This window comes from Pseudomonas sp. S34, from assembly GCF_009866745.1.
GTDB classification, from domain to species: Bacteria; Pseudomonadota; Gammaproteobacteria; order Pseudomonadales; family Pseudomonadaceae; genus Aquipseudomonas; species Aquipseudomonas jessenii.
This window is the reverse complement of record NZ_CP019398.1, coordinates 6,148,119-6,173,428: the sequence shown is the minus strand read 5'-3', so window position 1 is coordinate 6,173,428 and position 25,310 is coordinate 6,148,119. Positions and strand designations below refer to the sequence as shown.

Annotated in this window: 22 protein-coding genes; 14 read left to right on the top strand and 8 right to left on the bottom strand. The window is 59.7% G+C overall.

Annotated elements, in window-relative coordinates; translation table 11 throughout:
- Positions 1–313: 313 nt before the first annotated feature.
- From PspS34_RS27800 to PspS34_RS27765, 8 genes are all read left to right on the top strand, one after another.
- Positions 314–1,612, top strand: a complete 1,299-nt coding sequence (locus PspS34_RS27800; RefSeq protein WP_154860876.1) for an MFS transporter — start codon at positions 314–316, stop codon at positions 1,610–1,612.
- A 243-nt stretch (positions 1,613–1,855) separates the two neighbouring features.
- Complete coding sequence (locus PspS34_RS27795) at positions 1,856–2,857, top strand: phosphate ABC transporter substrate-binding protein PstS (RefSeq protein WP_057712721.1); 1,002 nt, start codon at positions 1,856–1,858, stop codon at positions 2,855–2,857.
- Positions 2,858–3,279: 422 nt separating this feature from the next.
- Entirely contained in the window at positions 3,280–5,313 is a 2,034-nt protein-coding gene (locus PspS34_RS27790; RefSeq protein WP_173677925.1) for an ABC transporter permease subunit, read from the top strand.
- A gap of 15 nt (positions 5,314–5,328) precedes the next feature.
- On the top strand, positions 5,329–6,999 hold the full coding sequence (gene pstA / locus PspS34_RS27785) for a phosphate ABC transporter permease PstA (RefSeq protein ID WP_150812717.1): 1,671 nt from the start codon (positions 5,329–5,331) through the stop codon (positions 6,997–6,999).
- Between the two features lie 179 nt (positions 7,000–7,178).
- Complete coding sequence (pstB, locus tag PspS34_RS27780) at positions 7,179–8,012, top strand: phosphate ABC transporter ATP-binding protein PstB (RefSeq protein ID WP_007971742.1); 834 nt, start codon at positions 7,179–7,181, stop codon at positions 8,010–8,012.
- Positions 8,013–8,133: 121 nt separating this feature from the next.
- Positions 8,134–8,895 (top strand): phosphate signaling complex protein PhoU, encoded by a 762-nt coding sequence (gene phoU, locus PspS34_RS27775; RefSeq protein WP_057712724.1) that lies wholly within the window; start codon positions 8,134–8,136, stop codon positions 8,893–8,895.
- Between the two features lie 168 nt (positions 8,896–9,063).
- Complete coding sequence (locus tag PspS34_RS27770) at positions 9,064–9,966, top strand: response regulator (RefSeq protein ID WP_154860877.1); 903 nt, start codon at positions 9,064–9,066, stop codon at positions 9,964–9,966.
- A gap of 222 nt (positions 9,967–10,188) precedes the next feature.
- Positions 10,189–11,085, top strand: a complete 897-nt coding sequence (locus tag PspS34_RS27765) for a M23 family metallopeptidase (RefSeq protein WP_154860878.1) — start codon at positions 10,189–10,191, stop codon at positions 11,083–11,085.
- 182 nt (positions 11,086–11,267) lie between these two features.
- Here PspS34_RS27765 and PspS34_RS27760 read toward each other — a convergent pair whose 3' ends face one another.
- The 3 genes from PspS34_RS27760 to phoB form a co-directional block, all read right to left on the bottom strand.
- Entirely contained in the window at positions 11,268–12,608 is a 1,341-nt protein-coding gene (locus PspS34_RS27760) for a hemolysin family protein (RefSeq protein ID WP_007975205.1), read from the bottom strand.
- Positions 12,609–12,732: 124 nt separating this feature from the next.
- On the bottom strand, positions 12,733–14,019 hold the full coding sequence (gene phoR / locus PspS34_RS27755; protein WP_238786615.1) for a phosphate regulon sensor histidine kinase PhoR: 1,287 nt from the start codon (positions 14,017–14,019) through the stop codon (positions 12,733–12,735).
- Between the two features lie 80 nt (positions 14,020–14,099).
- Positions 14,100–14,789: a phosphate regulon transcriptional regulator PhoB gene (gene phoB, locus PspS34_RS27750; RefSeq protein ID WP_003229608.1), complete on the bottom strand. Its 690-nt coding sequence runs from the start codon at positions 14,787–14,789 to the stop codon at positions 14,100–14,102.
- Positions 14,790–14,942: 153 nt separating this feature from the next.
- On the opposite strand from phoB, the gene PspS34_RS27745 reads away from it, so the two are divergent.
- The gene (locus PspS34_RS27745) at positions 14,943–15,329 is read left to right on the top strand and encodes a hypothetical protein (RefSeq protein ID WP_090452175.1); all 387 of its coding nucleotides are present in this window, start codon (positions 14,943–14,945) and stop codon (positions 15,327–15,329) included.
- A 121-nt stretch (positions 15,330–15,450) separates the two neighbouring features.
- On the opposite strand, the gene ubiA is transcribed toward PspS34_RS27745, so the two are convergent.
- Complete coding sequence (ubiA, locus tag PspS34_RS27740; protein ID WP_057712729.1) at positions 15,451–16,341, bottom strand: 4-hydroxybenzoate octaprenyltransferase; 891 nt, start codon at positions 16,339–16,341, stop codon at positions 15,451–15,453.
- Positions 16,341–16,904, bottom strand: coding sequence for a chorismate lyase (locus tag PspS34_RS27735; RefSeq protein WP_150812721.1), 564 nt, complete (start codon positions 16,902–16,904; stop codon positions 16,341–16,343). Before PspS34_RS27735 ends, ubiA begins: the two co-directional genes overlap by 1 nt.
- Positions 16,905–17,103: 199 nt before the next feature.
- On the opposite strand from PspS34_RS27735, the gene PspS34_RS27730 reads away from it, so the two are divergent.
- From PspS34_RS27730 to PspS34_RS27720, 3 genes are all read left to right on the top strand, one after another.
- Positions 17,104–17,274 carry a rubredoxin gene (locus PspS34_RS27730; protein WP_007995385.1) on the top strand — a complete coding sequence of 57 codons (171 nt, stop codon included), beginning with the start codon at positions 17,104–17,106 and terminating at the stop codon, positions 17,272–17,274.
- 18 nt (positions 17,275–17,292) lie between these two features.
- Positions 17,293–18,441, top strand: a complete 1,149-nt coding sequence (locus tag PspS34_RS27725) for an FAD-dependent oxidoreductase (RefSeq protein ID WP_008045504.1) — start codon at positions 17,293–17,295, stop codon at positions 18,439–18,441.
- Between the two features lie 194 nt (positions 18,442–18,635).
- A complete protein-coding gene (locus PspS34_RS27720; protein WP_154860881.1) occupies positions 18,636–18,911 on the top strand; it encodes an HU family DNA-binding protein in 276 nt (91 codons plus the stop codon).
- Positions 18,912–19,000: 89 nt separating this feature from the next.
- On the opposite strand, the gene PspS34_RS27715 is transcribed toward PspS34_RS27720, so the two are convergent.
- Positions 19,001–19,393, bottom strand: coding sequence for a DUF6124 family protein (locus PspS34_RS27715; protein ID WP_154860882.1), 393 nt, complete (start codon positions 19,391–19,393; stop codon positions 19,001–19,003).
- Between the two features lie 374 nt (positions 19,394–19,767).
- Here PspS34_RS27715 and PspS34_RS27710 point away from each other — a divergent pair, with 374 nt between their 5' ends.
- Both PspS34_RS27710 and PspS34_RS27705 read left to right on the top strand, forming a co-directional pair.
- Positions 19,768–20,154, top strand: a complete 387-nt coding sequence (locus PspS34_RS27710) for a helicase (protein ID WP_154860883.1) — start codon at positions 19,768–19,770, stop codon at positions 20,152–20,154.
- 166 nt (positions 20,155–20,320) lie between these two features.
- Positions 20,321–21,664 carry a hypothetical protein gene (locus PspS34_RS27705; RefSeq protein ID WP_159390374.1) on the top strand — a complete coding sequence of 448 codons (1,344 nt, stop codon included), beginning with the start codon at positions 20,321–20,323 and terminating at the stop codon, positions 21,662–21,664.
- A gap of 82 nt (positions 21,665–21,746) precedes the next feature.
- On the opposite strand, the gene PspS34_RS27700 is transcribed toward PspS34_RS27705, so the two are convergent.
- The gene (locus PspS34_RS27700) at positions 21,747–23,150 is read right to left on the bottom strand and encodes an aminoacyl-tRNA deacylase and HDOD domain-containing protein (RefSeq protein ID WP_102669407.1); all 1,404 of its coding nucleotides are present in this window, start codon (positions 23,148–23,150) and stop codon (positions 21,747–21,749) included.
- A 78-nt stretch (positions 23,151–23,228) separates the two neighbouring features.
- A complete protein-coding gene (recG, locus tag PspS34_RS27695; RefSeq protein ID WP_150812723.1) occupies positions 23,229–25,304 on the bottom strand; it encodes an ATP-dependent DNA helicase RecG in 2,076 nt (691 codons plus the stop codon).
- Positions 25,305–25,310: the final 6 nt, after the last annotated feature.

Sequence of the window (25,310 nt, the reverse complement as noted above, 5' to 3'; positions counted from 1 at the left end):
CCGTCTTCGGGAAAAACGATTCAGCACCGAACATACTACGTTCGTCACGTTTTCCATCAGGCGCCTAAAGGGAAACTCTGCGAAATCGCCTATGAACCTGACAGGCGCTTTCGCACAGCAACCCCTCAAAAACCGGAGCAGGCTTTGAGTATATCGGTCGGTAGACTCCGCGACGACCGTCCGGTTCTCATTTTGACTGTCAAAAATGCACCTCTATGTGCTTTTTCGAACAATTTGCTATCGTGCCGGACCTGCCCAAACCTCAGCCAGCGTTGTTGAGGTTGCAGATCCGACTATAAGAGAAGCCCTTGCCATGACCACAGCGCCCTCGAGCATCGCGCAGCCAGATCAACCCGCACGTCCGCTGACGCGCAACGACTACAAGACTCTATCGCTGTCTGCCCTGGGCGGCGCGCTGGAGTTCTACGATTTCATCATCTTCGTGTTCTTCGCCACGGTGGTGGGCAAGTTGTTCTTCCCGGCGGACATGCCTGAGTGGCTACGCCTGATGCAGACCTTCGGCATCTTCGCCGCCGGCTACCTGGCTCGACCGCTGGGTGGCATCGTGATGGCGCACTTCGGTGACCTGCTGGGCCGCAAGAAAATGTTCACTCTGAGCATTTTCATGATGGCGGTGCCGACCTTGATCATGGGTTTGCTGCCGACTTATGCGCAGATCGGCATGTGGGCGCCGATCCTGTTGCTGTTGATGCGGGTGATCCAGGGCGCGGCCATTGGCGGTGAAGTGCCGGGGGCATGGGTCTTCGTTTCCGAACACGTGCCGCAACGGCATATCGGCTATGCCTGCGGGACCCTGACCAGCGGCCTGACGGCGGGCATCCTGCTTGGTTCGCTGGTCGCCACGGCGATCAACAGTATCTACACCCCGGTGGAAGTAGCGGATTACGCCTGGCGAATTCCGTTCCTGCTGGGTGGCGTGTTCGGTCTGTTCTCGGTGTACCTGCGTCGCTGGCTGCACGAAACCCCGGTGTTCGCCGAGCTGCAACAGCGCAAGGCCCTGGCCGAAGAAGTGCCGCTGCGTGCGGTGTTGCGTGACCATCGTGGCGCCATCGCCATTTCGATGCTGCTGACCTGGCTGCTGTCGGCCGCCATCGTGGTGTTGATCCTGATGACACCGACTGTGTTGCAGACGGTCTATCACTTCTCGCCAACCACGTCCCTGCAGGCGAACAGCGTGGCGATCGTGTTCCTGAGTTTTGGTTGCATCATTGCCGGCGCACTGGCCGATCGCTTCGGTGCGGGACGAGTCTTCGTGATCGGCTGTACCGCATTGCTGGCCAGTTCCTGGACCTTCTACCACAGCCTGGCCGATCATCCCGACTGGCTATTCCCGATGTATGCCCTGACCGGTCTGCTGGTCGGCACCATCGGCGCGGTGCCGTATGTGATGGTCAAGGCGTTCCCGCCGGTGGTGCGTTTCAGCGGCCTGTCGTTCTCCTACAACGTCGCCTACGCGATTTTCGGTGGTCTGACGCCGATGATCGTCAGCCTGTTGCTCAAGGAAAGTGCGATGGGGCCTGCTTATTATGTGGCCGTGTTGTGCGGGGTCGGGATTCTGGTGGGGGCCTGGCTCTGGAAGAGGGGGCGTTAAGCCAGCCCTTTGTATCGATATCACTGACGCCTTCGCGAGCAAGCCCGCTCCCACAGGGGATCTGTGTTCACCGCAGATCCCCTGTGGGAGCGGGCTTGCTCGCGAAGAACGATAACGCTGTATCCCTTCAAAACATCGAATAATGGCCTTTCATCCAATTGTCATATTTCAGCCATAGAGTGTTCACACGGCCTGCTGATACTTGGCCCCGACTTAACACACCCTATCTGCTAGGAGTAAGGCATGAAACTGAAGCGTTTGATGGCGGCAATGACTTTTGTCGCTGCTGGCGTTGCGACTGCCAACGCGGTTGCCGCTGTTGACCCTGCTATCCCGAGCTACACCAAGACCACTGGTGTGTCGGGCAACCTGTCCAGCGTCGGCTCCGATACCCTGGCCAACCTCATGACCCTCTGGGCTGAGAACTACAAAAAAGAATACCCGAACGTAAACATCCAGATTCAGGCCGCCGGTTCTTCTACCGCGCCACCTGCGTTGACCGAAGGCACCGCTAACCTGGGCCCGATGAGTCGCAAGATGAAGGACAACGAGCTGCAGGCCTTCGAAACCAAATACGGTTACAAGCCAACCGCTATTCCGGTTGCCGTGGATGCCTTGGCCGTATTCGTACACAAGGACAACCCGATCAAGCATATGACCATGGAACAGGTCGATGCGGTCTTCTCGTCCACCCGTCTGTGCGGCGGCAAAGCCGACGTCAAAACCTGGGGTGACCTGGGTGTGACCGGCGACCTGGCCAACAAGCCGGTTCAGCTGTTCGGTCGTAACTCGGTATCCGGCACTTATGGCTACTTCAAGGAAGAAGCCCTGTGCAAAGGTGACTTCAAGCCAAACGTCAACGAACAGCCAGGCTCGGCTTCGGTTGTGCAGTCGATCAGCTCCTCGCTGAACGGCATCGGTTACTCGGGTATCGGTTACAAGACTGCCAGCGTGAAGACGGTGGCCCTGGCCAAGAAAGGCAGCACCGAGTTTGTTGAAGACACTGAAGAAAACGCCCTGAACGGCAAGTACCCGCTGTCGCGCTTCCTGTACGTGTACGTCAACAAAGCCCCGAACAAGCCTTTGGCTCCGCTGGAAGCTGAGTTCGTGAAGCTGGTTCTGTCCAAACAGGGCCAGGAAGTTGTGGTGAAAGACGGCTACATCCCACTGCCAGCCAAGGTTGCTGCAAAAGCACTGGCTGACCTGGGTCTGGCGGAAGGCGGCACTGCAGTCGTAAAAAAGTAACAAATTGAGTCCGGGGTGAATCCTTCCGGACTCAAGTAAAAGGCCGGATCTGCTTGCAGGCCGGCCTTTTACACACCTCAAATTTTCGATCCTCTGCCAGTCCCGCTGGCGGTGGATTTGGTGCGTCACTGCATTGTCATCTTTCTGTCATACAGGATCGCTAGGGTGAGCGCATGAATGATCTGGCCAATTCCAACATGACTACTAATCCCCCCAAGCGAATTGACTTCAATACGCCTGAGCTGCAACGCAAGCGCCGCATTCGCGCGCTCAAAGATCGCTTCACCCGTTGGTACGTCCTCATCGGCGGCCTGGCGGTGCTGGCAGCCATCACCCTGATCTTCTTCTTCCTCGCCTATGTTGTTGCGCCGCTGTTCCAGGGTGCCGACCTGACCGCGAAAGAGTCCATTACCCCGGCCTGGATGCAGGACGCTGGCAAGCCACTGATGATCTCGCTCGAAGAGCAGAATCAGGTGGCCATGCGCGTTTCCGACAAGGGCCAGGCGTTGTTCTTCGATATCGACAGTGGCGCTGAATTGAAGCGCGTCGATCTGTCGATCCCGGCCGGCACCACCGTGACCTCCATCGGTGAAGACCAGCCAGGTCACCCGCTGGTGGCCGTAGGTCTGTCCAACGGTCAGGCCCTGGTGTTCCGTCACACCTATAAAGTCAGCTACCCGGAAGGCAAGAAAACCATCACCCCGGCCATCGAGTACCCGTACGGCGAAACGCCAATCGCGGTCAACGAAGCCGGCGGTGCGCTGGAACACGTCAGCCTCAACGCCAATGATTCGACCCTGATGCTGGTCGGCTCCACCGGTTCGCAACTCAATGTTCTGTCGCTGACCAGCGAAGAGAACATGATGACCGGCGAAGTCACCAACGAGCAGAAACGCATCGAACTGCCGCAAATGACCGAGCCGGTGAAGAATATTTTCGTCGACCCGCGTCAGCAGTGGCTTTACGTGGTCAACGGGCGTGCCCAGGCCGACGTGTTCAGCCTGCGCGACAAGAGCCTCAACGGTCGCTACAAATTGCTTGAAGACGGTGAGGCTCAAGTCACCGCCAGCACCCAACTGGTGGGCGGCATCTCGCTGATCATCGGTGACTCCAAAGGCGGCCTGGCCCAGTGGTTCATGGCGCGCGACCCCGATGGCGAGCAACGCCTGAAGCAGATCCGCACCTTCCAGATGGGCACCACGCCTATCGTTGAAATCACCGCTGAAGAGCGCCGCAAGGGCTTCGTTGCCCTCGACGCTTCCGGCAAGCTTGGCGTGTTCCACAGCACTGCCCACCGCACCTTGCTGGTGGAGCCGGTCGCAGAAGGCCAAGGCGTTTTCGGTCTGTCGCCGCGCGCCAACCGCGTGATTGTGGAAGCCGGTGGCAAGTTGCACCCGCTGCTGCTCGACAACCCGCACCCGGAAGTTTCGTGGAGCGCGTTGTGGAGCAAGGTCTGGTACGAGAACTACGACGAGCCTAAATACGTCTGGCAATCGACTGCCGCCAACACCGACTTCGAACCCAAGCTGAGCCTGTCACCGCTGACCTTCGGTACCCTGAAAGCCGCGTTCTACGCCATGCTGCTGGCCGCTCCACTGGCCGTTGCCGCTGCGATCTACACCGCGTACTTCATGGCTCCTGGCATGCGCCGCAAGGTCAAGCCGGTGATCGAGCTGATGGAAGCGATGCCGACGGTGATCCTCGGTTTCTTCGCCGGCCTGTTCCTCGCGCCCTATGTTGAAGGGCATTTGCCGGGCATCTTCAGCCTGCTGATGTTGCTGCCGATCGGCATCCTGGTCGCCGGTTTCACCTTCAGCCGCCTGCCTGAGTCGATCCGCCTGAAAGTCCCGGATGGCTGGGAAAGTGCGCTGCTGATTCCGGTGATCCTGTTCGTGGGCTGGCTGTCGCTGTACATGAGCCCGTTCATGGAGAACTGGTTCTTCGGTGGCGACATGCGCATGTGGATCTCCCACGACCTGGGCATCACCTACGACCAGCGCAACGCCCTGGTAGTGGGCCTGGCCATGGGCTTCGCGGTCATCCCGAACATCTACTCCATCGCCGAAGACGCCGTGTTCAGCGTGCCTCGCGGCCTGACCCTCGGCTCCCTGGCCCTCGGTGCCACGCCGTGGCAGACCATGACCCGCGTGGTGATCCTCACCGCGAGCCCGGGCATCTTCTCGGCGCTGATGATCGGCATGGGCCGTGCGGTCGGTGAAACCATGATCGTGTTGATGGCCACCGGTAACACCCCGGTCATGGAAATGAACCTGTTCGAAGGCCTGCGCACCCTGGCAGCCAACGTTGCAGTGGAAATGCCCGAATCGGAAGTCGGCGGCAGCCACTACCGCGTGCTGTTCCTCTCGGCGCTGGTGCTGCTGTTGTTCACCTTCGTCATGAACACCCTCGCAGAACTGATTCGTCAGCGTCTGCGCAAGAAATACTCGTCGCTTTAAGAAAGGTAGAAGTCTGTGAAACAGAACTCCCTGAAAGGATGGTTCAAGAGCGGCGCCCCCGGCGTCTGGATCAGCGGTGGCGCGGTGTCCATCGCGGTCATCATGACCATTGGCCTGCTGGCAGTGATTGCCGTGCGTGGCCTGGGTCACTTCTGGCCGGCGGATCTGATCCACGCCAGCTATGACGTGCCGGGCCAGGGCCAGCATCTGGTCGTCGGTGAGGTGGTGCAGAAAGAAGAAGTGCCGCGCGCCCGTCTGAAAAGTGCCGGTCTGCCGGTGCCTGATCAGGGCCCGGAATTCATGACCCGCGAGCTGATCAAGGTCGGCAACCGTGATCTGAACGGCAACGACTTCACCTGGGTCGTCGGCGAGTGGCTGACCAACCAGACCACCCCGGTCGAGTTGATGGCCATCGAGCGTCGCGAGTGGGGCAACTTTTACGGCTACCTCGTTAACGTCAAACAGGACGGCAAGGTTATCGCCGAGGGGGAAGCGGCATGGCCTGAGCTGCAAGCGCGGATCGACCGCGTGAACAAGCTTGCTGCGCAACTGAAGTCACTGGAAAAGAGTGATATTGGTGCGATCAACGCAGGTCTGGAGCGCATCCGTCTGCACGGCCGCAAGCTGGAGCTGGAAGGCAAACTCGATGCAACCGCACAAGCGGACATGGAATCCGAGCGCGCTGAGCTGAACGCCCGCTATCAGGATATCGAAGCACGTCTGACTGACTTGCATGCACAGTTCAACCGCGACGCTTTGACAGCCCGCGACGCCAATGGCAAAGAAATCGAAATCGGTCTGGGCAAAGTGGTTCACGCCTACCAGCCGAACGCCATGAGCACCTTCACCAAGATCGGTTTCTATTTCAGCAAGATCTGGGAGTTCCTGTCCGACGACCCGCGTGAAGCAAACACCGAAGGCGGGATTTTCCCGGCGATTTTCGGCACCGTGATGATGACCCTGATCATGGCGATGATCGTGACTCCGTTCGGCGTGTTGGCAGCGGTTTACCTGCGTGAATACGCCAAGCAGAACGCACTGACCCGAATCATCCGCATCGCGGTGAACAACCTGGCGGGTGTTCCGGCGATCGTTTACGGCGTGTTCGGCCTGGGCTTCTTCGTCTATGTGCTGGGCGGCTCGCTCGACCGTCTGTTCTTCCCGGAAGCACTGCCGGCACCGACCTTCGGTACGCCGGGTCTGCTCTGGGCCTCGCTGACCCTGGCGCTGCTGGCGGTGCCTGTGGTGATCGTGGCTACCGAAGAAGGCCTGGCGCGGATTCCTCGCACCGTGCGTGAAGGCTCGTTGGCCCTCGGCGCGACCAAGGCTGAAACCTTGTGGAAGATCGTGCTGCCGATGGCCAGCCCGGCGATGATGACCGGCATGATCCTCGCCGTGGCTCGCGCCGCGGGTGAAGTGGCGCCGCTGATGCTGGTGGGTGTAGTGAAACTGGCGCCGTCGCTGCCGGTGGACGGTAACTACCCGTACCTGCACCTGGACCAGAAGATCATGCACCTGGGCTTCCACATCTATGACGTCGGCTTCCAGAGCCCGAACGTCGAAGCCGCGCGACCGCTGGTGTACGCCACGGCGCTGCTGCTGGTACTGGTGATCGCGACATTGAACCTGTCGGCGGTGTATATCCGTAACCACCTGCGCGAGAAGTACAAAGCTTTGGACAGCTGATTTCCAATGTGGGAGCGGGCTTGCTCGCGAAAGCGGTGGGTCAGGCAACATTGATGTTGAATGTGCCGGCCTCTTCGCGAGCAAGCCCGCTCCCACACTGGAGCGCGTCCACCGGAATATTGATGGGAACTGCAATAAGCAGCGTTCCGAACCGAATTTGTTAGCACAGGGAGCCTCCCATGCAGCACGAAGCACATACCCACGGCATCAACATGTCGGCGCTGGGTCGCGACAAACAAAGCCTGAACCTCGAGCAGGAAACCGTAGCCATCGAAGTGCCGGGCCTGAGCCTGTTCTACGGCGAAAAACAAGCGCTGTACGACGTCAGCATGAACATCCCGAAACAGCGCGTGACCGCCTTCATCGGCCCGTCCGGCTGTGGCAAGTCCACGCTGCTGCGTACCTTCAACCGCATGAACGACCTGGTTGACGGCTGCCGCGTTGAAGGCGAGATCAACCTGTACGGCAACAACATCTATCGCAAGGGCGAAGACGTGGCCGAGCTGCGTCGTCGCGTCGGCATGGTGTTCCAGAAGCCGAACCCTTTCCCGAAAACCATCTACGAAAACGTGGTTTACGGCCTGCGCATCCAGGGCATCAACAAGAAGCGCGTCCTCGACGAAGCCGTCGAGTGGGCGTTGAAAGGCGCGGCACTGTGGGACGAGGTCAAGGACCGTCTGCACGAGTCGGCACTGGGTCTGTCCGGTGGTCAGCAGCAACGTCTGGTGATCGCCCGCACCATTGCCGTGGAACCGGAAGTACTGTTGCTCGACGAACCGTGCTCGGCACTCGACCCGATCTCCACGCTGAAAGTCGAAGAGCTGATCTACGAACTGAAATCCAAGTTCACCATCGTGATCGTGACCCACAACATGCAACAGGCCGCGCGGGTGTCCGACTACACCGCGTTCATGTACATGGGCAAGCTGGTCGAGTTTGGCGACACCGATACCCTGTTCACCAATCCGGCGAAGAAGCAGACCGAAGACTACATCACTGGTCGGTATGGCTAGTTGAGGCCGCCGCGAGCTACAAGCTGCATGCGGCAAGAAAGAAGCGGTGCGATTCCAGGACTTGTACATAACTGCTTGAAGCTTGCAGCTTGAAGCTTGCAACTTTCGCGGAGCGAAAAAGATGATTAGTAAAGAAGGCCTTACCCACCACATTTCCGCGCAATTCAACGCCGAGCTTGAAGAGGTGCGCAGCCACCTCCTGGCCATGGGCGGGCTGGTGGAAAAGCAAGTCAACGACGCGGTGACCGCGCTGATCGAGGCCGACTCCGGCCTGGCCCAGCAGGTGCGCGAGATCGACGACCAGATCAACCAGATGGAACGCAACATCGACGAAGAATGCCTGCGCATTCTGGCCCGTCGTCAGCCGGCTGCGTCCGACCTGCGCCTGATCATCAGCATTTCCAAATCGGTGATCGACCTGGAGCGCATCGGTGACGAAGCGACCAAGATCGCCCGTCGTGCCATCCAGCTGTGCGAAGAAGGCGAAGCGCCGCGCGGTTACGTCGAAGTGCGTCACATCGGCGACCAGGTGCGCAACATGGTCCGCGATGCACTGGACGCCTTTGCCCGTTTCGACGCCGAACTGGCCTTGTCGGTGGCGCAGTACGACAAGATCATCGACCGCGAATACAAGACTGCCCTGCGTGAGCTGGCTACCTACATGATGGAAGATCCGCGTTCCATTTCGCGGGTTCTGAGCATTATCTGGGTGCTGCGTTCGCTGGAGCGTATCGGCGACCACGCGCGCAATATCTCGGAGCTGGTGATCTACCTGGTACGCGGCACCGACGTGCGGCACCTGGGTCTCAAGCGCATGAAGGAAGAAGTCGAAGGAACAACCGGCGAAAGCGCTAATGTTCCGGGCAAAACTGACGATAAGTAAGGTTGCCCAAGTAAAGCGCCCGGCCTTTTGGCCGGGCGTTTTTGTTTGAGCTTCACGAATTCGAAAAGCAGCACCCCGCGAACGAAAAGTCCGGCGTGACTGAAGGTTTTTGGCAATGTGCCATCAGCAAGGCGGTATGCTGGCCGGGATTTTTTAAAGGGGTTTTGGATGAGTAAGGTCAATGTGTTGGTCGTGGACGACGCGTCGTTCATTCGTGACCTGGTCAAGAAGTGCCTGCGCAACTATTTCCCGGGCATGCGGATTGAAGACGCGATCAATGGCAGAAAGGCCCAGGCCATGCTGGCCAAGGAAGCCTTCGACCTGGTCCTGTGCGACTGGGAAATGCCGGAAATGTCTGGCCTGGAACTGCTGACCTGGTGCCGCGAGCAAGACACCCTCAAAACAATGCCCTTCGTGATGGTCACCAGCCGTGGCGACAAGGAGAACGTTGTCCAGGCGATCCAGGCCGGAGTTTCCGGTTACGTCAGCAAGCCGTTCACCAACGAGCAACTGATCACCAAGGTCAAGCAGGCGCTGCACAAGGTCGGCAAACTCGACGCCTTGATCAACGTAGCCGCAACCAAAACCAGCCCTGCCTTCGGTAACGACTCCCTTGCCGCCTTGACCGGTGGCAAGGCACCCGTAGCGACCCCAACGGCCGCACCCGCACCGTCCAAAGGCTTGCTCAACAGTCCACCGGTCAAGACGCCTGCGACCTCCTCGGCACCCACCAGTGGCCGTGGCCAGGGTCAACTGCGTTTGCCGAATGGCATCGCGCAATGTGTGATCAAGGCCTTGAGCCTCAAGGAAGCCCTGTTGGTGGTCAAACGCACCGAGACCCTGCCGCAGATCCTCGACAGCGCCGTGCTGGATCTTGAGCAGGGCGACAACGCCGAAATCGCCCGCCTCAACGGTTACCTGCACGCCGTCGTGGCCCACGAACCGAAGCCCGACAGCGACTGGCTGCAACTGACCTTCCGCTTTGTCGACCAGGATGCGCAGAAGCTCGATTACATCTCCCGCCTGATTGCACGGGGTACGGCGCAGAAGCACTTTGTTCCTGGCGCTTGATATAGGGCCGCCTGACAGTCCGCTTTCGCGAGCAGGCTCGCTTCCACATTTGTAATGCGTTCTCTTGTGGGAGCGAGCTTGCTCCGGGCGGCGATCCGACGAAGGGGTCATCACTTTTACCGCACATCTGCTGAACACCTTTTCTGAAACATCTGCCGGCTACCCGGGTCCATTGCAGCTGCTAGGCTCAATCCCAGATCTCACTCGACAGAATCCTTGCTCATGTTCACGCGCCTGCTGTTTTTATGTGGCTTGTTCATGGTCGCCACCTCGGCCGTGGCCATGACCATCTACAAGTCCAAGGACGCCTATGGCGTGGTTTCCTACAGCGACCGCCCCAGCAAAGGCGCCCATGTGTTCGTTTTTCGCGATGGCATGGTCGAGCACCTTGAGCGTCAGGTGCGCCTCATCATCATGAAGAAGAACGGCGTGCACAACGTGTACGTGCGCAATGACCTGTATGCGCCAGTAGAAGTCGAATTGAGTTTTGCCGGGGTGAAGAACGCCAGCGGCGTGCCGGGCGGGACGATTCGGCGGGTGATACCGCTACGCAGCAGCGTTCGTCTGGCGCGGCTCACGGCGACTAAAGGCGGGAGGCCCCTCGCATACGTCCCGAAGTTCAAATACTCCCTGGGCGACCCCTCTGGGCCCACGGTGGGCTATCGGTACCCGTTGCCCTGGCGTGGTGGACCATTCCGGATCAGTCAGGGCGCCAATGGCCCCTACAGCCACTTCGGGCCCAAGAGCCGATATGCCATAGACATCGCAATGCCTGAGGGCACGCCGATCATTGCCGCGCGAGGCGGGGTGGTGGTGAAAACCGAGAACAGGCAGAGCGGACGCGGCACCGACGCTTCCGGCAATTTCGTGCGGGTGCTGCACGATGACGGGACCATGGGTGTTTACCTGCACCTCAAGAAAGGTTCGGTCTGCGTTCGGGAAGGTCAGCGAGTAACGGTAGGTAGTGCGTTGGCGTTGTCCGGCAACACCGGCAACAGTACCGGGCCGCACTTGCACTTTGTGGTGCAGCGCAATACCGGGCTGGGGCTGGTCTCGATTCCGTACCAGTTCAACCAGCCGGTGGGTGCGCTGCCCAACTTTGCGTTGGGCGGGAAGTGAAGTTTTCGGTGATCAACTGTGGCGAGGGGGCTTGTCGGAACGCCGCACTGCCCCGTTCGGCTGCGCAGCAGTCGTAAACCCAACTGCGCGGTATATGGATAATCGAGCTGACTGGATTCAGGGCCGCTTCGCAGCCCAACGGGGGCAAGCCCCCTCGCCACAAAAGGCCCTTCAGCCGCAGATCAATCCAGCATCAACACCTTGGCCAGAACGATCTTCGGCCCTTTCATCTTCTTGATGATGATCCGCAGGCCTTCGACTTCCAGCACTTCTTCCTCTTCCGGAACGCGCTTGAGGCTCTCATAGACCAGCCCGGCAAGGGTTTCGGCTTCGACGTGGTCGAGGTCGATGCCCAGCAACCTTTCAACCTTGAAAAGTGGCGTATCGCCCCGCACCAGCAGCTTGCCCGGCTGATACGCGAGGATCCCGCGTTCGGCCTTGCGGTGTTCGTCCTGGATGTCGCCGACCAGCACTTCCAGCACGTCTTCCATGGTCAGGTAGCCGATGATGTTGCCGTCGGCCTCTTCGACCACGGCGAAGTGCGAGCCGCCCTTGCGGAACTGCTCCAGCAACTGCGACAGCGGCATGTGCCGCGACACGCGCTCCAGCGGGCGGGTCAGTTCGGCCAGGTTGAACGACTCGGGAATGTGGTCCAGCGCCGCCAGTTCCAGCAGCAGATCCTTGATGTGCAGCAGGCCGACGAACTCCTGGCGCTCGCTGTCGTACACCGGGTAGCGGCTGAACTTGTGGCGACGGAACATCGCCAGGATCTGCTTGAGTGGTGCGTTGAACTCCAGGGTCACCAGGTCTTCGCGGGAGTTGGCCCAGTCGACCACTTCCAGTTCACCCATTTCCACTGCCGAGGCCAGCACGCGCATGCCTTGGTCGCTCGGGTCCTGGCCACGGCTGGAGTGCAGGATCAGTTTCAGTTCTTCCCGGCTGTAGTGGTGCTCGTGATGCGGGCCGGGTTCACCTTGCCCCGCAATGCGCAGGATAGTGTTGGCGCTGGCGTTGAGCAGGTAGATGGCCGGGTACATGGCCCAATAGAACAGGTACAGTGGCACGGCGGTCCACAGCGACAGCAACTCGGGTTTGCGGATGGCCCAGGATTTGGGGGCCAGTTCGCCGACCACGATGTGCAGGTACGAAATGATGAAGAAGGCGGTGAAGAACGAGATGCCTTTGACCACTTCGGCCGACTCGACGCCGACTGCGCTCAACACCGGCTCAAGAATGTGGGCAAACGCGGGTTCACCGACCCAACCCAGTCCCAGGGACGCGAGGGTGATACCCAATTGGCAAGCCGACAGGTAAGCATCGAGCTGACTGTGCACGGTGCGCAGGATGTGCCCGCGCCAGCCGTTTTTGTCAGCGATGGCCTCGACCCGGGTCGAGCGCAATTTGACCATGGCGAATTCCGCCGCAACGAAAAATCCGTTGAGCAAAACCAGGATCAGAGCAAAAAGAATCATGCCGAAGTCGGCGAAAATTGTAGCGAGGGTCAAGCCAGGGGAAGGGTCCATGATGGAGTTTTGCGGGTTCCGTATATTCGAGTGGGAAGTAAAAAACCGCGCCTGAAAGGCAGGCACAAGCCAGCCAATGTAGCGGCTGACCGGCCAGTTGCCTAGTGGCGCGTGCTGGCCGGTATCAGTCAGCGGTGCTGATAACCCGTGATTTGGTGACCTGGGCCGGGGCAAAGTGGCAGGTAAAGGTACTGCCGTGGCCCGACACGCTGCTGATTTCCATGCGTGCCCGATGTCGTAACAAGACGTGTTTGACGATCGCCAGCCCCAGGCCGGTGCCCCCGGTGTTGGAGTTGCGGCTGGAGTCGACGCGATAGAAGCGTTCGGTCAGGCGCGGCAGGTGTTTGGCATCGATGCCGATCCCGGAATCCTGCACGCTCAGGTGCGCCCCTTGGTCATCGCCCCACCAGCGAATGCGGATATTGCCTTCGGCCGGGGTGTACTTCACCGCGTTGAACACCAGGTTGGAAAACGCGCTGCGCAACTCCGCTTCGCTGCCCTTGAGCAGAATCGTCGGGTCGGCTTCCAGGGTGATTTTCTGGTTTTTCTGGCCAGACAACTGCTGCGCGTCACTCTTGATCGATTGCAGCAAGCCGTCGATCGGTACCGGCTGGTTGTCCGACGGATAATCGGTGGCTTCCAGCTTGGCCAGCAACAACAGGTCGTTGAGCAGGGTCTGCATGCGTCCGCCTTGTTGCTGCATCTGCTGCAAGGCACGACCCCAGCGCGGGTTCACCTCGTCGACGTTATCGAGCAAGGTTTCCAGGTAACCGCAGATCACCGTCAACGGCGTGCGCAGTTCATGGGAAACGTTGGCGATGAAATCTTTGCGCATCTGTTCCAGCTGATGGATGCGTGTCACATCGCGCACCAGCATCAAGTGCTCGTTGTTGCCGTAACGGGTGATGTACAGCTGGATTCGTACACGGTCGTTGGTTGGCGAAGGGATTTCCAGCGGCTCAGCGTAGCTGTCTTGCTCGAAGTATTCCTTGAAGCGCGGATGGCGCACCAGGTTGGTCACCGGTTGGCCGCTGTCCTGTGGCGTCTTGAGGCCTAGCAGGGTTTCGGCGGCGCGGTTCCACCATTCCAGGTTGCCGTCGGTGTCGAGCATGATCACCGCGTCTTTCAGCGCGGCGGTGGACTCCTGAACCCGGTCGATCACCGCTTGCAGGCGTCCGCGTACCCGTTGGTCGCGGCGTTGCAGGTGGTAGATGCTGTCGAACACCTCGCCCCACAGGCCGTAGCCGTCGGGTGGTGCTTCATCGGGTTTGTGCAGGCGCAGCCACTCGTGCAGACGCAGCAATTGCTTGAGGGTCCAGGCCAGGTAAAGACCCAGGCCTGCGGCGAGGCTCCAGCCGTAATAGCCGGTAATCAGGCCGATCACCAGGCAGGCGGTGACTAGCAGCAGCATGTGGCGAATCAGGGTGCCATGCCAGTTTTGGTTCACTTGACGCGCGTCCTTGTCAGCTTGTCGGGCGGTAAAGGTCCGGGTCAGGCTTTGGTAGAAAAGCGGTAACCGGTGCCGCGCACGGTTTGTACCAGATTTTCGTAAGCATCGCCGAGGGCTTTGCGCAGGCGACGAATGTGCACGTCGACGGTACGCTCTTCAACGTAGACGTTGCCGCCCCAGACCTGATCCAGCAACTGGCCACGCGTGTAGGCGCGCTCCTGGTGGGTCATGAAAAATTGCAGCAGGCGGTATTCGGTCGGGCCCATCTCGGCAGGACGGCCGTCGATGGTCACGCGGTGGCTGATCGGGTCCAGCAGCAGGCCGCCGACTTCGATTGGCGCCTCGCCATCGGTCGGGCCGGCACGGCGCAGCACGGCCTTCAGGCGCGCTACCAGCTCACGGGGGGAAAACGGCTTGGTGATGTAGTCGTCGGCGCCGACTTCCAGGCCCTGGATCTTGTTGTCCTCTTCACCTTTGGCGGTGAGCATGATGATCGGGATGTCCCCGGTCAATTCATCACGCTTGAGACGACGGGCCAGCTCGATGCCGGACGTGCCGGGCAGCATCCAGTCGAGCAGGATCAGGTCCGGTTTGCGGTCGACGATAATGGCGTGGGCCTGCTGGGAGTTTTCAGCCTCCAGGCAGTCATAGCCGGCCATTTCCAACGCAACGGCGATCATTTCGCGAATAGGCGCTTCGTCGTCGACGATCAGAATGCTCCTGCCAACCATGCCCTTAATCCTCTTGTCATTTAACTGTCTTGCGCCGCATTAGATAACGGAATTATTGCAGTCGTGTGACAGTATTTTAGTCGGTCGGCGATTGGCTGGATCCTGGGCTAAGCTTTAAGTCCGAATCCTGACAACCACAAAAGGAAGGTTTCCATGAAGCAAATCTCGCAATCCTTCAAGGCTCTGCTACTGGTTGCGGCGTTTTCCTTGCCGACCATGGCCTTCGCAGCTGAGCCGGCGATGATGAAAGACGGCATGATGGTCGACCATAAGGGCATGACCTTGTACACGTTCGACAAGGACACTGGCGGCACGTCGGTATGCACCGGTGAGTGTGCAAAACACTGGCCGCCGCTCAAGGCTGAAGCGGGTGCCAAGGCTGAAGGTAAATGGACAGTCGTCCAGCGTGACGATGGCACGATGCAATGGGCCTACGACGGCAAGCCGCTGTACTACTACGACGACGACAAGAAACCCGGAGACAAGACGGGCGACATGAAGAACAAGGTCTGGCACGTCCTCCAAGGGCCGAAGATGTAAGACATCTCATGTAGGAGCGAGCTTGCTCGCGATGAGCGTGAACGATTATGCAGGCCGTCTGGATAACCGCGTCGTCTTCAAATTCATCGCGAGCGGGCTCGCCCCTACACACGATATGGCGTTAACGCACTGCGTAATCCAAAACAATCCCCACAAAAATCGCCAACCCTGCCCAATGGTTGTGTAAAAACGCCTTGAAGCAACGCATGCGGTCCCTGTCGCGGGTGTACCAGAACTCCCAGGCAAAGCAGCCCGCGGCCGCCAGTAATCCAAGGTGGAACCAGCCACCGAGGTCGAACTTCGAACCCGCCAGCAACAGGCAACCCAGCGCCAGCCCTTGCAGGGTCAGGATGATCGCCCGGTCCGCGTCGCCGAACAGAATCGCCGTGGATTTCACGCCGATCTTCAGGTCGTCATCGCGGTCGGTCATCGCGTAATAGGTGTCGTAACCCACGGTCCACATCAGGTTGGCGATCCACAGCAGCCATGCGACAGCCGGCAGTTCACCGGTTTCTGCGGTGAACGCCATCGGCATCCCCCACGAAAATGCAGCGCCCAGCACCACTTGCGGGTAATAGGTGTAGCGCTTCATGAACGGGTAACTGAACGCCAGTGCCAGGCCGCCCAACGACAGCCAGATGGTCGCGGCATTGGTGCACAGCACCAGCAGGAAACTCACGCCCATCAGCAGTGCGAAGAATACCAGTGCCTCTTTGGAGCTGATCTTGCCGCTCACCAGCGGCCGCTGCTCGGTACGCTTCACATGACCATCGACCTTGCGGTCCGCCCAGTCGTTGATCACGCAGCCGCCAGCGCGAGTCAGCACCACGCCAAGGACGAAAATCACAATGTTGGCCAGGGAGGGCGAACCCTTGCCGGCAATCCATAGCGCCCACAGCGTAGGCCAGAGCAGCAGGTAAATGCCGATCGGCTTGTCCATGCGGGTCAGCTGAATGAAATCCCAGGCCCGAGGGTTCAAGCGGTTCAAGGACTTGAGCAGGCTTTGGTACATCAACGGTTCTCCGATTGGGCGCAGGCGGCGTCCCACAGGGAAGGCAGGAAAATTTCGGCCACCAAAACGCTCAAGGCGCCGCGGTCGAAGCGCGAGCGGCGGCCCCACAGTCCAGGCGATTGCACCTCGGCGGGCAGCCACGCTTGCGGATAATGGCAAACCTCGATGGCCCGGCGCTGGAAGGCCTGATCGCAAAACAGCAATTCGCCCAGCGAGCGGCTGCCCAGTTCGTCCATGTGCAAGCCGTCGCCTTGCAATGCATTGCGTGACGCCACGCTGCGCGCAAACACCCACGCCTGGCCATGACCACGCAAATACACCTCGCGGACCCAGCCCTCACTGCCATCGGCCAGGTCCAGTGCTGCGCATTCGTCGGCACGCAGGGGCTGCCAGCCTTCGAACATCGGCGAGACGCTGAAGGCGTCATTCGACAGATGAATCAGACGTCTGGTCAGCGAGCCTTCGTCGAACAGCCAGTCGAGGGTGGAGGCATCGGGGAGGGGCGCCAGTTCGCTGCGCGAGAGCCAGAGAGGAGCTGGAGAGGGGGATTCTGTGTGATGCACAATGAGTCATTATTGGCAGCAAATGAGGCGGCGAGCTTAACATGTCAGCCGCCGATATCGATTGAAATGGCCTGCCGTTGCGCCGAACAGGCTTGCATCCGATGGCTCCGATCAGTACAAAACGCGCTGAGTTGGACGGCAGTGCTACAACCATCGACCGTCCGGCCGGCAAAACGCCTGAACCCTGAGGAAGTACCTGATGAAAAAGTGGCAATGTATCGTCTGCGGCCTGATCTACAACGAAGCCGACGGTTGGCCGGATGACGGCATTGCGCCGGGCACCCGTTGGGAAGACGTCCCGGCAGACTGGCTGTGCCCGGACTGCGGTGTGGGCAAAATGGATTTTGAAATGATCGAAATCGCTGCCTGAATAATTGAGGAGTAAGGAATGAACGCACCTGTCGTAATCATTGGCACCGGCCTGGCTGGCTACAACGTGGCCCGCGAGTTTCGCAAACTCGATAGCGAAACCCCGCTGCTGCTGATTACCGCCGATGACGGTCGCTCCTACTCCAAGCCGATGCTCTCCACCGGCTTCGGCAAAAACAAGGATGCCGACGGCCTGAGCATGGCCGAACCAGGCGCCATGGCCGAACAGCTCAAGGCTGAAATACGCACCCACACGCGCATCAGCGGCATCGACCCGGGCCACAAGCGCTTGTGGATCGGTGAAGAAGCGGTGATCTACCGCGACCTGATCCTGGCCTGGGGCGCCGAAACCGTGCGTGTACCCATTGAAGGCGACGCGGCGGACTGCGTGTTCCCGATCAACGACCTGGAAGACTACGCACGCTTCCGTGCGGCGGCAGCCGGCAAGCGCCGCGTGCTGCTGCTCGGCGCCGGCCTGATCGGCTGCGAGTTCGCCAACGACCTGACCCTGGGTGGCTACGAAGTGCAGCTGGTTGCGCCGTGCGAACAGGTCATGCCGACCCTTTTGCACCCGGCGGCCGCCGCTGCGGTACAGGCAGGCCTCGAAAGCCTTGGCGCTCGCTTCCACCTCGGACCGGTGCTCAACCGCCTGCAACGCGTGGCTGACGGCCTGGAAGCGCACCTGTCCGATGGCCAGGTGATCCCGTGCGACGTGGTGGTCTCGGCCATTGGCCTGCGCCCGCGCGTCGACCTGGCGGCTGCGGCCGGTCTGCAGGTCAACCGCGGCATCATGGTCGACCGGCACCTGAAGACCTCCCACGCCAACATCTACGCCCTGGGCGACTGCGCCGAGGTCGACGGGCTGAACCTGCTGTACGTGATGCCCCTGATGAGCTGTGCGCGAGCGCTGGCGCAAACCCTGGCCGGCAACCCGACCGCCGTCACCTATGGCCCGATGCCGATCACCGTCAAGACCCCGGTCTGCCCGTTGGTGGTGTCCCCGCCGCCACGGGGCGCAGAGGGCATCTGGACAGTCGAAGGGCAGGGCGCCGACATCAAGGTTTTATGCCGCGATGCCGCGGGCAAGCTGCTCGGTTACGCCCTCACCGGTGCCGCCGTGATGGAAAAACTGGCCCTGAACAAAGAGCTTCCGGCCCTGTTGGCATAAATACCGGTCGTTCTGTCGGAATCACCCCCCTTTTGCCCTAACAATGGCCGCGCCGATACTGGCGCGGGGCCTCACTGCGTGCCATCCTCACTCCCGTCTGCCGCAGAGTAGAGCACCTGCGGCGCTTTGGGCGCTGCTCCATAGAGAGCAGCACGGACATAACAACAACAAACCGTCAAAGGGGCTTCACTCACATGCGTAAACCAGACCTCGCTGCAGCCATTGCTGAAAAAGCAGACCTCACCAAAGAACAAGCCAGCCGCGTTCTCAACGCCGTTCTTGAAGAAATCACCGGTGCCCTGCACCGCAAAGACAGCGTGACGCTGGTGGGCTTCGGCACCTTCCTGCAACGCCATCGCGGTGCCCGCACCGGCAAAAACCCGCAAACCGGTGAACCCGTCAAAATCAAGGCCAGCAACACCGTTGCTTTCAAGCCTGGGAAATCGTTGAAAGACAGCGTTAATCCGTAATCCGTTTTCACCTCCCGCGTAGCGGGGGAGTGGAATAAAAAATGGGCACGCCAACCAGGGTTGGGTGCCCATTTTTTGTGGGTGACGAATCAGCCGAGCCCGCTTTGTTGCTTGGCGAGAATCGCCGCCATTTCCGGCTCATCCAGATGATCCAGCGCCCGCTCTACCAGCAAATGCGCCCCCTCAGCCACGCGACTGATCGCCAGGGCTACTGAGCGGCGTGAGCCGTCTACATCATCGGCCAGGTCAGCGGCGATGGCGCTGATGGACAGCAGATCTTCCGAGGCGTTGGCCAGGAGTGCTTCGGTGTTGATGTTCGGGCAGACGCTGAAGAGTTGGCCGCTGCGTTTCGTTGGTGTTTGTTTTGGTGGGGCGAGATAGTGATCTAGAGCGCGTTCGGCGGCTTCGTGGAGTTTTTTGGAATTGAGGGATTCGTAGGGGGATGTGGCTTCGTTTTCGGATGCGTCGGGTATCGGAGTCATTGGTGTAAATCCTTGGTTAAGAAGTTTTGCTTCCGATTTCGGACTTGCACATCCGGTCGCCGTTTTTGGCGGTGACGATCAGAGGTTATCGATGAATCCAAAACTCGCCTAGTTCATGCAGAGCGCAGCATTTTGAAGGAAGTTTCCGATAGGTTTGCAGGGTGGGTGATCAAAAGATCGCAGTCTTCGGCAGCTCCTACAGAATGTGTTTCGTTTGGTGCAGGAGTGGTTTGGAGGGGGCTCTGGATAATTATGACTTGGTGGTCATCGTGAGGGTAATGGTTCTGATCTTCTTCTAAGCAAGCAGATACTGGCGTTATCGCCTGAAGCCGTTAAACTGCCCGGGCCGTTCATTTTTCTTCTGAGGCTTGCGCATGAAATTTCGTTTTCTGCTGTGGATGCTGGGTTTGTTGATGGGTAAGGCCAGCCGGAATAATCCGGCGTTTCAGCAGCAGCTGGGTGACAAGGACCTGGTCTTTCAGTTGCAGACCCTGGACGGGAAAGTGGCGCGGCATTTCCGCGTGAAGGACCAGCGCATTACCAGCCAACCGGGTGTGCATGCCGAACCTGCATTTGCGATTGCCTTTAAAGACGCCGCGTACGGCTTTGCCACGATGCAGGCGAAGAACAAGCAACTGGCGTTCATGACGGGGATCCAGGACAAGTCGATTCAGATCAAGGGCAACCCGGCGCTGGTGATCTGGTTCCAGGGATTGACCAAGTATTTGAAGCCGAAGAAAAAGCCTGCTGTTGGTCGTTGATAGGGCATCGCAGAGCTATCGTTTCGAGCTTGATCGAGTCGAATTCTGATTAAAAAAAACTAAGCAACTGTCATTTTTGACAGGTTACAGCTGCCTTTTTTGCATGCTCCACTGTGCTGGGTGTAGCGGGTTTTTCACCCTTTACTCAGCACTGTGGAGTGGGACCATGAATCACAAGAAGAAAGACGGAAGTGCGGGAACCCTCGACCCGCTATTTGGTGACGGCGGGAAGGTAGAGTTAACGCATGAGGGGGAGCGGGGTAATAATCCATACGCCATTCTTGCGCTGAATGACAACAAGCTGCTCTACGCTGATCGGAAGAATTTGGGTTCGAAGGCGATCAGGGTAAGGCTGATGCATTCGAACGGTTTCTTCGATGGTCAGTTTGGCGTCGGCGGTTCGGTCGAGCTGTTTGCTGGAGCGAACAACTCTCCTTACGAAGTGGGGCTCTGTTCATACACGAATGACAAGTGGCTTTTGACTGGCCTGGTTTATGAATCTGAATCTGAAGCTCCTTTATTATTTATTGCACGGTTGAATATAAAGGGCGAACTGGACCTTTCCTTCGGCGAAGGCGGCATAGCGACTATCAATTTGTATGACCTTGTAGGTGTGAAATATAAGCCACAATCTCAGGCAACTCCCAAGGTAGAGAATACAAATCCGAGTGGACGCTCATCTCGTGCCTCAAGCTCTACTGCCGGTTCAGTGGTCGTGCAACCCGATGGCAGGATCGTTCTGCCGCTGACTTTCGTCGGTGCAGGTCTTGAAAAAGGATTGGTGATCCGGCTAGCGCCAAATGGTTCTCCTGACAAAAGTTTCAACGGTGCTGGTTTTGTGTTTGTTGAGCTTGAAGGTATTGAACATTGGGCGAGTAACTCTACGAGCGTCGCGGTACAGGAGAGTGGAAAAATCACTGTCTACGGTACCTATCTCATTAGGGATGAGGCTCGTAATTATGTGGTGCGATTCAAAGAAGACGGGCAGTTCGACGCGGACTTCAATAAAGGAACGGCAGTCATTATTGTTGGCCGTGAATCTGAGTTGCTTTTTGCGGGTAGTATCGCGATAAGAGAAAGTGATGGTGCAATTTTAGTCGTAGGTGGTGCTTACCGGAGCGCGAAGACAGAAGGGGTTATTGTCGTTCTAGACGCCGCAGGCGCTGCTGACCCTGGCTTCAATGGCGGCCAGCCGTTGTTCTCCAGCATGTTGACTGAGGGGGTGGGATGGGATTTCTGTGGATGGCAAAAGGAAAGCCAAGCAATCATCGTTGCTGGTAGTGGAGGCTCAAACTCCGAAAATGCCTCATTATTATTGGCACGCTTTCTCCCGGATGGCTCTTCGGACTCATCTTTTAATGGTCAGGGTTGGACTCAATTCAATGAGGCAGCCGGGTCTTCAGGATATAGGGATGCGGCGGTAATGACCGACAACAAAGTCGTCCTTTGCGCCAAAGTGTATATAGGCCTAACCAGCTCACATGGCTGCTTGGTGCGCTACCTGACATGAGGTGTGTGAAACGAAAGCCTGACGGGCAAGCCTCGATCCTACAGGATTCAGGTGATCCGTAGGAGCGTTTCCCGCGATGCTTTCAGCCCTGCGTGAATTGCGACGCCAGTTCACGCAGCAACACTTCAGCTTCCAGCACTTTGCTTACCACGTCGTTGGCTTTTTCGCGGCTCAGGCCGAGGCGTTCGAGCAGGGCGTCGGGGATGTCTTCGTCGGGGCCGGAGCCGATGTTGCGGCTGCGCAGCAGGCGCACGGCCAGGCAGACCAGGTTCGGGTACTCGGCGTAGGCGCCGTCGTAGGCTGGGTCGTGCTGGAAGCGCAGCGCTGTGGACAGTTCTTCGGGCATGTCCCAGTGGCGCATCAGCCATGCGCCGATCTGTTCGCGGCTGATGCCCAGCAGGTGTTGCTCGATGTAGCTGTGGCACAGGTGCGGGTTGACCTCCAGGTGACGGCAGATCAGCGAGAAGTGCGGCGGGAACACATGGGCCAGCAGCAGGTAGCCGAAGTTGTGCAGCAGGCCGGCGAGGTAGGTCAGGCCGGCTTCCGGACGCTGGGCGCGCGGCATGGCGCGGGTCAGGCCTTCGATGACGGCGGCGGTGTAGATCGATTGCTGCCAGTACGGGGTGGAGTGTTGCGGGTGGTCCTTGGGCAGGCTCAGGGTTTTGCCCAGGGCCAGGCCCAGCGCCAGGTTGATCACCAGGTCGAAGCCCAGCACGCGCACGATGGCGTCTTCAACGGAGCGGATCTTGCCCGGCGACGCGTAGTAGGGCGATGCCGCCCAGCTCACCACTTGTGCGGCCAGCGCCGGGTCGGTTTCGACCACGCCGGTGATGTCGTCGATGGTGGCGTTGGGGTCGACGCGCAGCTTGATGATTTTTTGCGCGGTTTCGGCCAGCGGCGGAATTTCGATGGTCGCTTCCAGGCGCTGCTGGATACGCCGTGCGGTGAACGCCTGGACGGCCTGGGTGATTTCCTCGCGGTCGTCATCGGGGCGGTCGAGGTTGGGACGGATGCTGGTCAGGTTTTCGCCGAAGTTGGCGGCGCTGGCCTTGGTCAGCATGGTCGCCTTGAAGTCTTCGCTGGTGATTTCCAGCAGCACGCCCGGCTCACCGGAGTTGATCAGCAACTTCGGCTCGCGCAGCAGGCTTTCGTCATACAGGCACGGTGAACTGGTCAGCGCCGGCAAGCCCGGCAGCAAGCTGAGATTGTGCTTGCCGAGCATTTTTGTCAGGCGTTCGGTGGGTACGGCGGCGAGGCGGCGACCGGTGAGTTCGGTCAGGCGATTGAGGTCCAGCAATTGGCTCTGCGGGAACAGCACCATCAATACGCCAATGCTGTCATCCAGGAGAACAGCCTGCACTTTGCGCGCGGCATTGAGACCGTGACGGTCCAGCACCTCTTCGTAGGCAATGCCCAGCTTGCCCAGCATCAGCCGAATAACCGACGGAGCGTGCGGGGTGTCGGGTGCGAAGGCAACGTCGGTCATGGTCTGTATCCGGACTTAAACAATTGCAGGAGTATAACCAGCTTGCTTGGGGCCACGCCTCAGAAACCGTGACGGTTGTCACACTTGGCCGTATTGTTGGCCATGACGCAGCCATCGATCGAGTAGCGGGCTGACGTGGGTCGGCCAGCGCTCGAGCAATGCCTGGGCGGCATCCCGCACGGCGGGCAGCAAATCGGCATCGCGCATCAGGTCGGCGACCTTGAATTGAAGTAAACCTGTCTGCCGGGTGCCGAGCATTTCGCCGGGGCCGCGCAGTTCCAGATCCTTTTCGGCGATGACGAAACCATCGTTGGTTTCACGCATGATACCCAGGCGCTGGCGGCCGATCTGCGACAGCGGCGGATGGTAGAGCAGCACGCAATGGCTGACGGCGCTGCCCCGGCCGACGCGGCCGCGCAACTGGTGCAATTGCGCCAGGCCCAGGCGTTCAGGGTTCTCGATGATCATCAGGCTGGCGTTGGGCACGTCCACGCCGACTTCGATCACCGTGGTCGCGACCAGCAATTGCAGGTTGCCGGCCTTGAATTCGGCCATCACCGCGGCTTTTTCCGCAGGCTTCATACGGCCGTGAATCAGCCCGACCTTCAGTTCGCCGAGGGCGGCGGTGAGGTCCTCAAAAGTGGTTTCGGCGGCCTGGCAGGTCAGCTCTTCCGACTCTTCGATCAGCGTGCACACCCAATAGGCCTGACGCCCTTCGGCGCAAGCGCTGCGCACTCGCTCGATGACTTCGACCCGCCGGGTGTCGGTGATCAGCACGGTGTTGACCGGGGTTCGGCCGGGGGGCAGTTCGTCGAGGATCGAGGTGTCGAGGTCGGCGTAGGCACTCATGGCCAGCGTGCGCGGAATCGGCGTGGCGGTCATGATCAGCTGATGCGGGCACATGCGCCCGCCGACGCCTTTCTGCCGCAGGGCCAGACGCTGCTGTACGCCGAAACGGTGCTGTTCGTCGATGATCACCAGTGCCAGGTTCTTGAATTGCACTTCGTCCTGGAACAGCGCGTGGGTGCCGACCACCATCGGCGTGCCGCTGGCGATTTGCTCCAGCGCGGCGACGCGGTTCTTGCCCTTGAGCTTACCGGCCAGCCACGCGACTTCAATGCCCAGCGGCTCGAGCCAGCGCTTGAAGGTGATGAAGTGCTGCTCGGCGAGAATCTCGGTGGGCGCCATCAGCGCAACCTGATAACCGGCCTCCAGCGCTTGCAGCGCGGCAAGGGCGGCGACCACGGTTTTGCCGGCGCCGACATCGCCCTGGATCAGCCGCAGCATCGGTTCGTGCTGGCTGAGGTCATAGGCGATTTCGTTGCCAACCCGCTGCTGGGCACCGGTCGGGCTGAAGCCGAGGTTGGCCAGGTATTTGGCTGGCAGCTTCGTTGCCTTGGGCATCGCTGGAGCACGCAGGGCGCGCATGCTTTCTCGCAGGCGCTGTTGCGACAGTTGATGGGTCAGCAGTTCTTCGAAAGCCAGACGGTGCTGCGCCCAGTGGTGACCGAGGGCAAGTTCATCGACGTCGGCATCGGCGGGCGGGTTGTGCAGGTAGCGGATCGCATCGGCCAGCGGCGCCAGTTGGTAGTCGCGGGCCAGTTCGCTCGGCAGCCAGTCGGGCAGGCTGCTGGGGCCGAGCAGGGTGAGGGTCTGCATGCACAACTGGCGCAAGCGCTGTTGGGTCAGGCCCTCGGTGAGCGGGTAGACCGGGGTCAGGGTTTCATCCACCGGCGGCGGTTCGTCGCCGGTGATGGCGCGGTATTCCGGGTGGTAAATCTCCAGCCCCGAAGCACCGGGCCGCGCTTCGCCGTAGCAGCGAATCCGCGTGCCGCGTTTGAGGCCTTCCTTTTGCGCGTTGCTGAAATGGTAGAAGCGCAGGCTGAGTCCGCCGGTGCCATCCTGCAGCCGGACCACCAGGCTGCGCCGACGCCCCATGACCACATCGGCACCGCTGACAGTGCCTTCGATAACCGCATCCTGACCGGGCCGCAGTGCGCCGATCGGCACCACGCGAGTGCGGTCCTGATAACGCAGGGGCAGGTGAAACAACACGTCCTGGAGGTTTTCCAGGCCGACCTTGGCCAGTTTCTCGGCCATGGCTTCACCGACACCCTTGAGTGCCGTCACCGACACTTGCGACAACTCGCTCATGACCGT

What these genes read in the sequence shown, in the direction of transcription:
- PspS34_RS27725 (WP_008045504.1), top strand. Translation starts at nt 17,293, where the DNA reads ATGAACGCACCTGTCGTAATCATTGGCACCGGCCTGGCTGGCTACAAC.
- PspS34_RS27730 (WP_007995385.1), top strand. Translation starts at nt 17,104, where the DNA reads ATGAAAAAGTGGCAATGTATCGTCTGCGGCCTGATCTACAACGAAGCC.
- phoU (WP_057712724.1), top strand. Translation starts at nt 8,134, where the DNA reads ATGATTAGTAAAGAAGGCCTTACCCACCACATTTCCGCGCAATTCAAC.
- recG (WP_150812723.1), bottom strand. Translation starts at nt 25,304, where the DNA reads ATGAGCGAGTTGTCGCAAGTGTCGGTGACGGCACTCAAGGGTGTCGGT.
- PspS34_RS27700 (WP_102669407.1), bottom strand. Translation starts at nt 23,150, where the DNA reads ATGACCGACGTTGCCTTCGCACCCGACACCCCGCACGCTCCGTCGGTT.
- PspS34_RS27705 (WP_159390374.1), top strand. Translation starts at nt 20,321, where the DNA reads ATGAATCACAAGAAGAAAGACGGAAGTGCGGGAACCCTCGACCCGCTA.
- PspS34_RS27715 (WP_154860882.1), bottom strand. Translation starts at nt 19,393, where the DNA reads ATGACTCCGATACCCGACGCATCCGAAAACGAAGCCACATCCCCCTAC.
- PspS34_RS27710 (WP_154860883.1), top strand. Translation starts at nt 19,768, where the DNA reads ATGAAATTTCGTTTTCTGCTGTGGATGCTGGGTTTGTTGATGGGTAAG.
- ubiA (WP_057712729.1), bottom strand. Translation starts at nt 16,341, where the DNA reads ATGTACCAAAGCCTGCTCAAGTCCTTGAACCGCTTGAACCCTCGGGCC.
- PspS34_RS27800 (WP_154860876.1), top strand. Translation starts at nt 314, where the DNA reads ATGACCACAGCGCCCTCGAGCATCGCGCAGCCAGATCAACCCGCACGT.
- PspS34_RS27765 (WP_154860878.1), top strand. Translation starts at nt 10,189, where the DNA reads ATGTTCACGCGCCTGCTGTTTTTATGTGGCTTGTTCATGGTCGCCACC.
- PspS34_RS27770 (WP_154860877.1), top strand. Translation starts at nt 9,064, where the DNA reads ATGAGTAAGGTCAATGTGTTGGTCGTGGACGACGCGTCGTTCATTCGT.
- PspS34_RS27745 (WP_090452175.1), top strand. Translation starts at nt 14,943, where the DNA reads ATGAAGCAAATCTCGCAATCCTTCAAGGCTCTGCTACTGGTTGCGGCG.
- PspS34_RS27795 (WP_057712721.1), top strand. Translation starts at nt 1,856, where the DNA reads ATGAAACTGAAGCGTTTGATGGCGGCAATGACTTTTGTCGCTGCTGGC.
- pstB (WP_007971742.1), top strand. Translation starts at nt 7,179, where the DNA reads ATGCAGCACGAAGCACATACCCACGGCATCAACATGTCGGCGCTGGGT.
- phoB (WP_003229608.1), bottom strand. Translation starts at nt 14,789, where the DNA reads ATGGTTGGCAGGAGCATTCTGATCGTCGACGACGAAGCGCCTATTCGC.
- PspS34_RS27760 (WP_007975205.1), bottom strand. Translation starts at nt 12,608, where the DNA reads ATGGACCCTTCCCCTGGCTTGACCCTCGCTACAATTTTCGCCGACTTC.
- PspS34_RS27720 (WP_154860881.1), top strand. Translation starts at nt 18,636, where the DNA reads ATGCGTAAACCAGACCTCGCTGCAGCCATTGCTGAAAAAGCAGACCTC.
- phoR (WP_238786615.1), bottom strand. Translation starts at nt 14,019, where the DNA reads ATGCTGCTGCTAGTCACCGCCTGCCTGGTGATCGGCCTGATTACCGGC.
- PspS34_RS27790 (WP_173677925.1), top strand. Translation starts at nt 3,280, where the DNA reads ATGCAGGACGCTGGCAAGCCACTGATGATCTCGCTCGAAGAGCAGAAT.